This window comes from Chryseobacterium sp. SSA4.19, assembly GCF_022601875.1.
Lineage (GTDB): Bacteria > Bacteroidota > Bacteroidia > Flavobacteriales > Weeksellaceae > Chryseobacterium.
In genome coordinates this window covers 47,429-59,959 of the sequence record NZ_JAKVIP010000014.1, presented here as the reverse complement: position 1 = coordinate 59,959, position 12,531 = coordinate 47,429, and the positions used below count along the sequence as shown (strand labels likewise).

Genomic DNA, 12,531 nt, shown 5'->3' with positions numbered 1-12,531 from the left:
AATAAAAACTTATTTTTGCTTTTTATAATATTTCACATGTCTACAACGTTACTATTAAAATACTTTCCGGATCTTACAGAAAATCAGATTGAACAGTTCAATAAACTTGAAGGTTTATACCAGGAATGGAATGAAAAAATCAACGTGATTTCAAGAAAGGATATGGAATCTCTGTATGAAAAGCATATTTTACATTCTTTAGGAATTGCCAAAGTGATGGGATTTGCTCCGGGAACCAAGGTTCTGGATATCGGAACGGGAGGTGGATTTCCCGGAATCCCATTGGCTATTTTATTTCCTGAGGCAGAGTTTACTTTAATTGATTCTATCGGAAAAAAAATAAGCGTTGTCAATGCAGTGGCTGAAGGAGTGGGATTAACCAATGTAACAGCCATTCACGGAAGAGCGGAGAAACTGAAAGAAAAATTCCATTTTGTAGTAAGCCGTGCCGTAACACAGATGCCGGAATTTTTAAGATGGCTGAAAGGTAAATTTGAAAAAGAACAGTTTAATCCTAAACATAACGGAATCTTATATTTAAAAGGTGGTGATCTTGCGGAAGAACTTGCCGGTATTAAATGTGAAATTTTTAATCTTAAGAATTATTTTGATGAAGAGTTTTTTGACACCAAAAAAGTGGTGTATTTATCAAAAGGCAATTTTAACTCCTAATAAAACTGATAACCCCCTTTTGATTAAATTTTAATTTTAAAATCCGGAATACCGTAATATTTGATATTAAAATTCAATATATTTGAATTTAATAGTAATAGGCAAAAATATTGCCGGCACCTTGTTTTAATACAATTGAATCAACTGTTTATTTTATATGTTCAGGTGTACTGATAACCAAATTTTGTAGCTATGAAAAACTTTTTCACTGTTGGATTTTCTGCACTGGTTTTAGGATTATTTTTCACTTCATGTAATGATGAAGACGACTATCAGACCATAGAAGCTACTGATAAAATTAAAATTGATAGTGTAAAAATTGTAAATGATACAATGGATGTGTTCAGTATTCAGCGTATTAAAACATATTCTACTTATCCGTCGCAATGTGAAGGTTTCTACGGATATGATTACGTTTATAATGACAGCACCTTAAGAACGGTGACTGCTTACAAATATATTACCAGCGGACCCTGTACCCAGAAAAGCTATACGGCAGCAGGACAGATCAATTTCAGTCCGCAGCACACCGGAATTTATACTTTTAAATTCTGGAACGGAGGCAGCAACTGGATAACCAAAACAATTGTAGTTGAATAACAAATGAAATGGATTTTTATTGTGTGTATTCTGATGTCCAACATCTTATTTGGACAGAAGATATATTGGCAGGAAGGATTGAAATTAAATTGGGATAACTTTAAAAGTAAAGTGAATAATCAGAGAGGTACCAATGTAGTTGCTTATACAAACTGCGGCTGGTCTTATTCTTATGTAAAATCATCAAATCCGAAGGCCCCGATTAAAATCAAGGTTGAAACGGTCTTCAATGAAAATCAATCGTGGAAGGATGTAAAACGGATTAATGATTATGTCCTGCTGCACGAGCAGAAACACTTTGACGCAGCAGAAGTTTTCGCGCGCAAACTCAGGAAAGAAATTTCGGAAAAAATAAAGACGTCTTCAGATTTTGACAGATCTTTCAAGTCCATTTATAATCGTATTCTCAGGAACTATCAGGATTTCCAGAAACGTTATGATGCGGAGACCAAAAACGGAATGGTGGAAGAGAAGCAAGCGGAATATAACCGTATTATTGCTGAGGAGCTGGAAAATTACAAAAGCTACAGAAAGTCTTGAAGTTTCTCAATAAAATCATCCACGAATTATTAGCCCAAAACCCGGATCTTTCTGAGTTTAATGTCGTTCTGCCCGGAAAAAGGCCTGTCGTTTTTATACGGCGGATTTTAGAGGAAAATAATTATTCTGGTTTTCTGCCTCACTTTTATACGATTGAGGAACTGGTCAGTAGTATTGCCGACAAACAGGAAATTCACGGGATTTCGTTATGGTTGTTTGCGTTCGATGTCTATAAAAGCCTGAATCTCATTCCTAATGACGACTTTTCCGAGTTCCTGAAATGGTTCCCGACGTTACAGAAGGACTGGGATGATATGTTAAAATTCTCAGACAATGACGAAGCGGTGCTTCAGTACATGTTTGATGAAGAAAGAATTAAAGAATGGGCACAGGACCTGGGAGATGATGACGAGTCGGCGAGAAAAAAGTTCCTTACCTTCTGGAAAAACATGAATATCTATCTTCCTGTACTGAAAAAAAGACTGCAGGAAAAAAACTGGGCGACTTCCGGAATGATCCATGAAGAGGCTGGAAAGAAAATGGCCGATTTTGCTGAAAGTACAAAACAGCAGTTTATTTTTTGTGGCTTTAATGCGTTTACTCCGGTGGAAGAGAAGCTGGTACGAAGCCTTTTGCAGTGGAATAAAGGACAATGTTTTTTTCAGGCGGACCGTTATTATTTTGATGATGAAAGGCAGGAAGCCGGCAAGTTTTTAAGAAATCATAAAACCTGGAAGGAATTTACCGATGAACGGACTTTTCAGTGGATCGAAGATGATTTTAACCAGCCTAAAAATATCAAAATCTATGAAGTGTCAGGAAATATTACCCAGACCAAAATCCTACCGGAAATTCTTAAAGAAATAGAGAATAAAACCTATTCTAATACCGCTGTTGTATTGCTGGATGAAAACCTGCTTCCTGCAAGCCTTGACGCCATGCACGATGTTCAGAACCTGAATATTACGATGGGGTTTCCCTTGAAAAACCTGTCTTTTTCCAATGCTGTCAAACAGCTTTTTTATCTTCAGAAACAACTGGAGAAAAACAGGTCTTCCTATTATTACCGTGATGTTTTTCCTATCCTTGAAGAGCTTCCGAAATCTCCGGAAGATGAGATGGTTATCAATAATTTTAAGGTAAATGTAGAACAGAGGAATATTGTCTATATCTCAAAAAAACTTTTGGATGAACTTTTAGGCCAATTATCATATTATAATCTTCTTAAGAAGGCAGAGACAACCAATAATTACCTGGATTCATTAATAGCTTTTTGCCAGCAGATCAAATGGCTGGAGATTGATGATATCCAATATGAAAATGTTTCCCATTTTGAGAATGCCTTCAGGATGATTAAGAATCAGCTGTCACCTTATAATTTCGAGATCAGAATGGAAACGCTTGAAATTTTAATTAATCAGCATATCAATTCTGAAAGTATTGATTTTCAGGGTGAACCTTTGCAGGGACTTCAGGTGATGGGACTTCTGGAAACCCGTCTTCTGAATTTTGAAAATGTTATCCTGCTGTCTGTGAATGAAGGTAAGCTTCCACTAGGGAATTCCCAGAATACGTATATTCCTTTTGACATCAGAAAATTTTTTAATCTTCATACTTTTCTGGAAAATGACAGTATTTATGCCTATCATTTCTACCGCCTGATTCAGGATTCCCAAAATGTACACCTGCTGTTCAATGCATTAAGTTCCGGAGTAAATACAGGTGAGAAAAGCAGGTTTATCACCCAGATTGAAATGGAGAGCTCCCACAATATCGAACATCTGATCATTGAGAACACCTCAGAACCGATCATTACAGAGCCTATCGAAATTTCCAAAACAGCTGTTGTGATGGAAAGGCTGCAACGGTGGAAGGAGAAAGTATCAGCTTCACACCTGACAAGCTATCTTTATAATCCTATTGATTTTTATCTTTCCAAGATACTGAACACTTCAGAAAGTGATGAAATTGAAGAGGAACTGTCTGTCAAAAACTACGGAAATCTGGTACACTATACCCTTCAAGAAGTATATGAAGTATTAAAAGGTAAAGTTCTAAAAGAAAATGATTTGAAGCAGTCAATTGCAGCAATAGATCAATATATTGAAACAGCCATTGAAAAGCTGAAACACCAGCCTGAATTTTATGAAAAAGGAATGAACTTTATTCATAAGGCGATTGCAAAAAAGGTAATCGGAAATATTCTGAATTATGATTTAGATTTAGTAAAAACCGGAAATGCACTGGAAATCATTGCTATCGAGAAACGTTTTGAACATGTAGATTTCTATCTTGATGATAATGATAAAATTTCTTTCTTTGGCTTTATCGACAGAATCGACAAACTTAATGGGACACTAAGAATTATTGATTATAAAACAGCGAAAATAAAGAATCTGGTGGTTAAAATAGATGATGAAAAAATAACCGAATATTTTCATAATAATGACCGAAAGCAGGCATTACAGCTATGCATCTACCAATACGTTGTTCAGAGCCTCCCGGAATTCTGGGGATTCCCTATAGAAACCGGAATCTGGAGCTTTGCCGAAGCTAAAAAAGGAGTCGTTTCTCTTCAGTTTGAGAAAGGAGATATTGATGTGGCCATGAAATCGGTTAAAAGCCTGATTGAAGAAATCCTGAATCCACAGATTAACTTTATTGAAAGACTTAAGCCTTATTCTGCTTAACGATTTATAATCTAAGTAAAGAGCCTGAAATTTCAGGCTCTTTAGTTTTTTTTTATACTCAAATAAGATTTTAATTAAAAGCATTGATTCCGGTAATATCCATCCCTGTAATCAGCAGGTGGACATCATGCGTTCCTTCGTATGTAATTACGGATTCCAGGTTAGCGGCATGCCTCATCATCGGGAATTCTCCCATAATACCCATTCCTCCAAGGATTTGTCGGGATTCCCTTGCGATATCAATAGCCATTTTCACGTTATTTCTTTTCGCCATTGAGATTTGCGCAGGTGTCGCTTTATGATCGTTTTTCAGGTTTCCTAACTGTAGACAAAGCAACTGAGCTTTAGTAATCTCAGTTAAAAATTCTGCCAGCTTTTTCTGTTGCAGCTGATAAGACCCGATCGGTTTTCCGAATTGTTTTCTTTCTTTGGAATACTGAACAGCTGTACAGTAACAGTCTATGGCAGCACCGATAACTCCCCAGGAAATTCCGTATCGCGCGGAATTCAGGCAGGATAAAGGCCCTTTTAGCCCTGTAACTCCCGGAAGCAGGTTTTCTTTCGGAACTTTAACGTTATTAAATACCAGTTCTCCTGTTTTTGAAGCTCTTAAACTCCATTTATTATGGGTTTCAGGAGTGGTGAAGCCTTCCATCCCTCTTTCAACAATCAGTCCCTGCACCTTTCCCTCTTCATTTTTTGCCCACACTACTGCAATATCGCAAAGCGGGGAATTGGTAATCCACATTTTTGCACCGTTCAGCAGATAATGATCGCCCATATCTTTAAAACTGGTCTCCATTGATCCCGGATCCGAACCGTGATTAGGCTCTGTCAATCCAAAAGAACCGATCATCTCTCCGGCGGCAAGTTTAGGTAAGTATTTCATTTTCTGTTCTTCAGAACCGAATTCATTGATTGGGAACATTACCAGAGAACTTTGTACGGAAGCTGCAGAACGTACTGCGGAATCACCTCTTTCCAGTTCCTGCATAATTAAGCCGTAAGAAATCTGGTCCAGGCCGGAACCTCCGTACTCAACCGGAATATAAGGGCCCAATGCACCGATCTGTCCCAATTCTTTCATCAGTCCCGGAATATCCGTGTGATTTTGGGCAGCCTGATCAATCTGGGGCATCACAAAACTTTCTACCCAGTCTCTTACAGACTGACGGATCAGCTTGTGTTCTTCGGTAAGTAAAGCATCGATGCCGTAATAGTCAGGGATGCTTGTAAGAGGATAATATGACATTGTAATTTAATTTTCCTAAAAATAGTACTTTTCATGAGTTCAGGAAAATTTTTTTTATATGCTTTTTATCAGTTGATATTGAAGGATTTACATTATATTTTTAGTTAAAATAAGAAATGCCTTACTTTTCTTCTTCGTTGGAAATAGGGTATTGGTTGGCCGGATGATAGATTCTGTTTTTAAACTTATATAAATACGGAGCTTTATTGGCAGAGCCGTCATATAATTTTTCAAGTCTTTCAAGGATATTGAGACTTAATATTTTACGCTGAAAATTATTCCTTCTGAATGTTTCTCCTAAAATAGTCTCATAAAGCGACTGTAAATCTTTCATGGTGAATTTTTCCGGCAAAAGATTGCTTGCAGCTACTTCCGTATTAATATTCATTCGTAAGTATTCAAGTCCGGTTTCAATAATTCTGTCGTGATCAAAAGCCATTTTGGGAAGCTTATCCACTTCAAACCATTCACAGCTTTCGTTAAAAGCATCCGGAAATGTATTGGCCATTGAAAAATCAATCAGGCTGCAGTATCCGACTGTAATAAACCGTTGAAAAATCCAGTGATCTTTAGGAACTTCAACCCCTTTGTTGTTCAGCAGGATCTGGTGGACATTATTTTCGGTTCTGTCAATCCTTCCGAAGGTATGGAATTGCTTGAGGAAAATATCTTTAAGATGCGTCCTTTCATACAAAACACGTGCAGCGGCTTCCCGAAGATCTTCATCATTAAAAACAAAACCGCCGGGAAGAGACCACAAATTCAGGTCGTGGTACTTTAAAAGCAAAACTTTAAGGATATTATTATGAAAACCAAATATGGTGCAGTCAACCGATACGTGTGCTACAAAGTCTTTTGTATCAATGAGTTCCTGAAGAGTTTCCTTATTTTTTTCGTTTTTGATTTTCATACCGGTAAAAATAAAATTATTTTCCAAATTTTGGATCAGCAAGCTTAAAATAAATTAAACTAATGACAAACAGCACGATAACAGCCGATAAAATATACATAGAATAATAGCCGAGCATTTGGTTCCCGAATAAAACCGACATGATAATGGAACTTACGGAACTGCCTAAAGATGAAAAAATGACAATTAGTGAAGTGAAAAGATTAGCCCTGCTTTTGTCGACCTGAGCAATCATTTTTGAATTAATGATCGGATAGAGCGGTGAAAGGAAAAATCCGGTAACAGGAAACAGGAACAGCAATATCCTGCTGTCATCTGTACCGAAAAACTGTATTACGCTAATCGTTGTTAGTACCAATACAATCATTGAAATACACAAAACATAATATTTTGATAAGGAAAACCGGTGAATCACATTAGCGGTAATAATTCTTCCGGCATAGGAAAAAAGCGCCATGAATGAGGAGGCCTGAAGAGCGAAAAATGAATTTACTTTTAAATGATTCTTGTAAAAAGAGGGCAGCCACGAGTTAAAACTTTGCTCGATAAAAACAATGGAAAAAATGATCACCAAAAATACCATCATTAAAGGATTAATCAGCTTTATAAGTTCCTGAATTATATTATTTTTCTCGGTTTCGACAGATTCTGAAATTGAAAGTCTGGAAAAAAGGAAAATTGTAATCCCTGACAACAATGAAATAGATAAAAACCCAAATTTCCAGAATTCCGAAAAATGACTTGAAATCAGCCAACCGAAACCTGTATTCACAACAAAAATCCCGATCATAAAAGAAGCTTCCACACTGTTCATGGTTTTGGCTAATGATTTCTCGTCTGAAATATTATTTCTGATAATTCCGAACACACAAATTTTACCAATGGCAAAGCAGGTCCCGACAATAGCAAACCATACTTTGTAAAACCAGAATACTTCTGCAAAAGGTAAGATAAGAGAGCAGATCCCAACAATCGACAAAGCAAAAATCAACGATTTTTTAGTTCCGAATCTGCTTATGAAATTCACGGCAAAAAGTGAAATAAAAGCAATCGGAAGGTCTTTAAAAGATTCCAGAAAACCAAGCTTTTCATAAGTGATTTTTGTCTCCGAAAGTTGCAGGATCACAATGCCCATACAGTTCAGCACCATAGAAAAAATAAGAAAAGTAAGTTTTAACGAAAGAGCAATACGGGCAGTCTGGGCCATCATTTTGGGGATTAATTTTCTGTTTTTGTTATGATTTTTTATGAAAAGCACAAAAAAACATGCCTTTGAAGTCCCAAAAATAAAGGAAAAATTAAAATATTTATTAAGATAATGTTAAATAATTAAAAAAAAATATATTTTTATTGTCTCAATTTGAGAATTAAAAAACTAACTGTATATGAATGTAAAAATATCTAGAAGTTTAGGGGTGGTTGCCGTGCTCTATTTTACGGCGAATTTCAGTGCCCAAAACAGAACGAATGACACCGTCTCCAAAGAGACCAAAATCGAGGAGGTGGTAATGATCGGTTATGGTACCCAGAAGAAGAGTAACGTGACGGGAGCGATTGCAAGTATTAAGGCGAGTGACATAGAAAATATTCCAGCAGGTAAACCAGAGCAAGTTTTGCAAGGTAGAGCAGCCGGGGTTTCTGTAGTTACAAATTCCGGCCAACCAGGAGCTGCCGCAACAGTACGTGTACGTGGTATTACTAGTTTTGGAGCTGGAAGCAATAGTCCGCTATGGGTTGTAGATGGTATTGTAGTTGATAATATAGGCTGGCTTAATCAATCGGATATAGAAAGTATAGAAGTATTAAAGGATGGAGCTTCGTCTGCTATCTATGGGGTTTCTGCTGCTAAAGGAGTGATTCTTGTTACAACTAAAAAAGGGAAAAAAGGAAGATTAAATCTTTCCTATAATGGCTTTTATGGTTTTTCAAATGCATCAAAAAAATTAGATCTCCTCAACGCAACTCAATACGCAACTATTATCAACGAAGGATTTGTAAATGATGGTGGCGCTCCGAGATACTCTAATCCGTCGGCATTTGGAAAAGGAACGGATTGGCAAGACACTATTTTTGGAACGGGTGAAAAAAGTTCACATGAAGTAAGTATTACCGGAGGAAATGAAAAATCAACGTATTACACATCTTTTGGTTATTTTGATCAATCTGGTATCGTTATGAGTGACATTTCGAACTATAAAAGAATAAATGCCAGATTCAACTCAACACATAAAGTAACTGACTATTTAACATTAGGACAAACTTTTGCATACACTCATGTAAAGTCTCAAGGCATTAGTGCTAATGAAGAATTTGGTGGTCCGTTGGCTTCTGCAGTAAATCTAGACCCAACAACCCCTGTTGTCGTAACAGACTGGTCTATGGTAGATCCTAGTGGATATACTAACCCATATATAATTCGTGATCCAAATGGCAACCCCTATGGCATTTCTCAATATGTAAACAATGAAATGACAAACCCCCGTGCTTTCCGTTATATACAACAAGGAAATCACAATTGGTCTGATGATTTTGTCGGAAATGTTTTTGCAGAACTAAAATTTCTTAAAAATTTCACTTTTAAAACAAGTTTAAATGGTAAAAAATCTTACTGGGGTAGTCGCTCTTTTTCTCCAAAATATTATTTGAGTCCAAACTTTAGTAATACCAGTTTCAATAGTTTAAATAAAGTTGAAGAGAATAAATTTGAATGGAGTATGGAAAATACTTTAACATATCAAAATAAGTTCGGAGATCATAATTTAAGCATTTTAGCAGGACAAGGTGTTTACAGATATAACATTTCAGGAGGTACAAGCTTAACATATAGTAACTTACCGATTGATAATTGGCAAGATGCATCTTTCAACTTCAATATTCCGCAAGATGATATTACTGCAACTGGCTGGGACGGCATTCAAACTCGTAAAGCTTCTTATTTCGGTAGAATTATTTATGACTATGCAGATAAATATTTGTTTACAGGAACAATTCGTAGAGATGGTTCGTCAAAATTTGCTACAAACCAACATTGGGGAACATTTCCATCTATGTCTTTAGGCTGGAATGTTAATAAAGAAAATTTCTGGCCAGAAAATAAAATCATCAATACTCTAAAATTTAGAGGAGGGTATGGGGTTCTAGGAAATGATGAAATGGAAAATTTCAGATTTGCAAATTTCATGGTTTCAGGAAGTAATTATACTAATTCGGGAAATAATATCATCATTGGTTATGCCCCGAGTACATTAGAAAACCCTAACCTAAAATGGGAGGAAACGAGCCAGTTAAATATTGCTGCAGATTTTAAATTATTAAACAATTTCACATTTACCGTAGACTGGTATAAAAAGAAAACAACCGATATTTTAAGACAGATTAATATCCCTGGTTATATTGGTGTTCCTAACTTACCTTGGTCGAATGTAGGAGACATGGAAAACTCAGGTTTAGAGCTTGAATTAGGTTATAAAAAGAATTGGGATGACTTCGGTATCTCTGTTAATGGAAATTTTGCTACAATAAAGAACAAAGTTTTGAGATTAGAGGATGATATTGATTATTTCAATCTTGCCTCTTTCCAAACTATGGGAGCAGTCTCCAGAGTAGCAGTAGGGCAACCATACGGGTCATTCTACGGACAAACTTACAGTGGTGTTTTCCAAAACCAAGCACAGATTGATTCTTACAGAAATTCAAACGGACAATTACTCTTACCAAATGCAAAACCTGGAGATTTTATCTGGCAGGATAATAATGGCGATGGTAAAATTGATGACAATGACAAGGTGAACTTAGGTAGTTCTATACCGAAATATACTTTTGGACTAACAGTCAATTTGAATTATAAAAATTTTGACTTCATGATGTTTGCTCAAGGACAAGCAGGAAACAAAATTTTCCAGGGCTTAAGAAGATTGGATGTACTTAATGCCAACTATCAAACAAGAATTTTAGATCGTTGGACAGGTGAAGGATCTACAAATGATAATCCAAGAGTTACAAGAGATGACCCTAATCATAACTATTCATGGATGTCTAATTATTATCTTCAAAAAGGAGATTATGTCCGTTTGAAAATTATTCAAATAGGCTATACAATTCCTCAAGATGTTACAAATCGTTTTGGAATGAATAAAGTCAGACTATACATCACGGGAGAAAATGTCTTTACATTTACCAAATATACTGGTTATGATCCTGAAATTGCCGGTAGAAATAATTCCGAGCAGGATATCATTGGTGTAGATAGAGCTTATTATCCACAAGCAAGAACATTCTTATTGGGAGCAAATATTCAATTTTAAAAATTAGTGAAAATGAAAACTAAAAAGTATTTATATAAGGGCGTTGCCATCGCATTTCTAACAGGCCTAAGCTTTAGCAATATTAGTTGTAATGATGCATATTTAGATGATGTACAGAATTCTGGATCATTTAATACGGATCTATATTTTAAAAATGAACAGCAGTCTTTCAGTGCATTAGTATCAGTGTATGATGTTTTAAGAAAGTATTCAGGTGGTTTTGAAAATACAGTTACCTTTTTTAATGCAGGATCTGATGACTTTTTCTCTGGTGGCGGAAGTTCTGGAGATGGAGCAGGAATTCAAGGTTTAAATAATTACACCATTAATGCTAATACAGTCCCCGCAAGTTATTGGAGAGATTATTATCAAGGGATTGCACGCGCTAATCTCGTAATAGAAAGAGTTCCAGGAGCTACGATGAGTGAGCAATTAAAAAAAAGATATACAGCAGAAGCTAAAGTTCTCAGATCATTATATTATTTCGAACTCGTAAGAATGTTCGGTAATATTCCGCTAATTCTTAAAACTATAAAATTTGATGATGATTACTGGAATATTCCTCAAGTAAAACCGAGTGACGTTTATACGCAGATAGAAGGTGATATGATAGCAGCGATTCCTGATTTGATGTTAACCTCGGCTGGAAATGACAAAGGCAGAATAACACAGGGTACAGCAAGAGCTATATTGGGAAAAATTTACCTTTATGATAAAAAGATGACTGAGGCTGCAGCGCAATTCGCAGAAGTAAATGGAACTCCTGGGGGAACCAGCCAATATGGATATAAACTTGTAGCAAATTATGCGGATTTATTCAAAGTAGGACCTGAAACGTCTGATCCATATAAATTTTCAACAGAATCAATCTTAGAGGTAATGCATACCAATAAAGGAAATTCAGATTGGGGTTTTTGGGGACAAGGAAAAGATGAAGGAAATTCTATTAATGTAATGGTAGGCCCAAGATCTTACTCTTTAAAAGATGTTTCTAATAACAATGCCCCTGATATATATTCAGGATGGGCATTTAATACGGTGACGAATGATTTGTTTAACTTCATGCAAGGAGACCCCAGGTTAGACGTAACGATTTTCAATGCAAAACAATTGGTAGCTGCCGGTAAAATTTCTTATAGTCCTGCTTATGCAGATACTGGATACTTTCTAAATAAATATTTACCTACAAATGCTCTGAAAAGTTCATTGCCAGGACCTGCTGAATTAAACTTTAGACAAAATTACATCGCAATACGATTAGCTGATACCTATCTCATGGAAGCTGAAGCATTAGGTGGAAACGGTGCAAGAGCACAAGCTTTATTAGATGCTGTAAGAGCAAGAGTAGGATTAGCATCAGTGCTGGTTTCTTTACAGGCAATTAAGGATGAAAGAAGAAGAGAACTTGCCGGAGAAGGGCATAGATGGTTTGATCTTGTTAGATGGGGAGATGCCCCTTCGAAATTAGCATCTAAAGGATTTAACAGTGGAAAAAATGAAATCTTACCAATTCCTTTTAATGAGCTTCCTAATACAGTACTAAAACAAAACCCAGGATACTAA

9 protein-coding genes are annotated in these 12,531 nt (G+C 36.2%); 6 read left to right on the top strand and 3 right to left on the bottom strand.

The window, feature by feature from the left end; all coding sequences use genetic code 11:
* The first annotated feature begins 36 nt into the window (after positions 1-36).
* The 4 genes from rsmG (at position 37) to MKJ01_RS11295 (ending at position 4,502) form a co-directional block, all read left to right on the top strand.
* On the top strand, positions 37-672 hold the full coding sequence (rsmG, locus tag MKJ01_RS11310) for a 16S rRNA (guanine(527)-N(7))-methyltransferase RsmG (RefSeq protein WP_241614109.1): 636 nt from the start codon (positions 37-39) through the stop codon (positions 670-672).
* Between the two features lie 192 nt (positions 673-864).
* Positions 865-1,272 (top strand): hypothetical protein, encoded by a 408-nt coding sequence (locus MKJ01_RS11305; protein WP_241614110.1) that lies wholly within the window; start codon positions 865-867, stop codon positions 1,270-1,272.
* 3 nt (positions 1,273-1,275) lie between these two features.
* A complete protein-coding gene (locus tag MKJ01_RS11300; RefSeq protein ID WP_241614111.1) occupies positions 1,276-1,812 on the top strand; it encodes a hypothetical protein in 537 nt (178 codons plus the stop codon).
* Positions 1,809-4,502, top strand: a complete 2,694-nt coding sequence (locus MKJ01_RS11295; RefSeq protein WP_241614112.1) for a PD-(D/E)XK nuclease family protein — start codon at positions 1,809-1,811, stop codon at positions 4,500-4,502. The genes MKJ01_RS11300 and MKJ01_RS11295 overlap by 4 nt, the downstream gene beginning before the upstream one ends.
* A gap of 70 nt (positions 4,503-4,572) precedes the next feature.
* Here the strand turns inward: MKJ01_RS11295 and MKJ01_RS11290 are convergent, their stop codons facing one another.
* From MKJ01_RS11290 to MKJ01_RS11280, 3 genes are all read right to left on the bottom strand, one after another.
* Positions 4,573-5,754 carry an acyl-CoA dehydrogenase family protein gene (locus tag MKJ01_RS11290; RefSeq protein ID WP_241614113.1) on the bottom strand — a complete coding sequence of 394 codons (1,182 nt, stop codon included), beginning with the start codon at positions 5,752-5,754 and terminating at the stop codon, positions 4,573-4,575.
* Positions 5,755-5,875: 121 nt separating this feature from the next.
* Entirely contained in the window at positions 5,876-6,664 is a 789-nt protein-coding gene (locus MKJ01_RS11285; RefSeq protein WP_241614114.1) for an NUDIX domain-containing protein, read from the bottom strand.
* A gap of 16 nt (positions 6,665-6,680) precedes the next feature.
* Positions 6,681-7,874 (bottom strand): sugar MFS transporter, encoded by a 1,194-nt coding sequence (locus MKJ01_RS11280; protein ID WP_241614115.1) that lies wholly within the window; start codon positions 7,872-7,874, stop codon positions 6,681-6,683.
* Positions 7,875-8,049: 175 nt separating this feature from the next.
* On the opposite strand from MKJ01_RS11280, the gene MKJ01_RS11275 reads away from it, so the two are divergent.
* On the top strand, positions 8,050-10,968 hold the full coding sequence (locus MKJ01_RS11275) for a TonB-dependent receptor (protein WP_241614116.1): 2,919 nt from the start codon (positions 8,050-8,052) through the stop codon (positions 10,966-10,968).
* Between the two features lie 12 nt (positions 10,969-10,980).
* The gene (locus MKJ01_RS11270) at positions 10,981-12,531 is read left to right on the top strand and encodes a RagB/SusD family nutrient uptake outer membrane protein (protein WP_241614117.1); all 1,551 of its coding nucleotides are present in this window, start codon (positions 10,981-10,983) and stop codon (positions 12,529-12,531) included.

Bases quoted from the DNA above. Each gene is read 5' to 3' on its own strand.
- MKJ01_RS11305 (WP_241614110.1), top strand. From the start codon at position 865: ATGAAAAACTTTTTCACTGTTGGATTTTCTGCACTGGTTTTAGGATTA.
- MKJ01_RS11285 (WP_241614114.1), bottom strand. From the start codon at position 6,664: ATGAAAATCAAAAACGAAAAAAATAAGGAAACTCTTCAGGAACTCATT.
- MKJ01_RS11290 (WP_241614113.1), bottom strand. From the start codon at position 5,754: ATGTCATATTATCCTCTTACAAGCATCCCTGACTATTACGGCATCGAT.
- MKJ01_RS11270 (WP_241614117.1), top strand. From the start codon at position 10,981: ATGAAAACTAAAAAGTATTTATATAAGGGCGTTGCCATCGCATTTCTA.
- MKJ01_RS11300 (WP_241614111.1), top strand. From the start codon at position 1,276: ATGAAATGGATTTTTATTGTGTGTATTCTGATGTCCAACATCTTATTT.
- MKJ01_RS11275 (WP_241614116.1), top strand. From the start codon at position 8,050: ATGAATGTAAAAATATCTAGAAGTTTAGGGGTGGTTGCCGTGCTCTAT.
- MKJ01_RS11280 (WP_241614115.1), bottom strand. From the start codon at position 7,874: ATGATGGCCCAGACTGCCCGTATTGCTCTTTCGTTAAAACTTACTTTT.
- rsmG (WP_241614109.1), top strand. From the start codon at position 37: ATGTCTACAACGTTACTATTAAAATACTTTCCGGATCTTACAGAAAAT.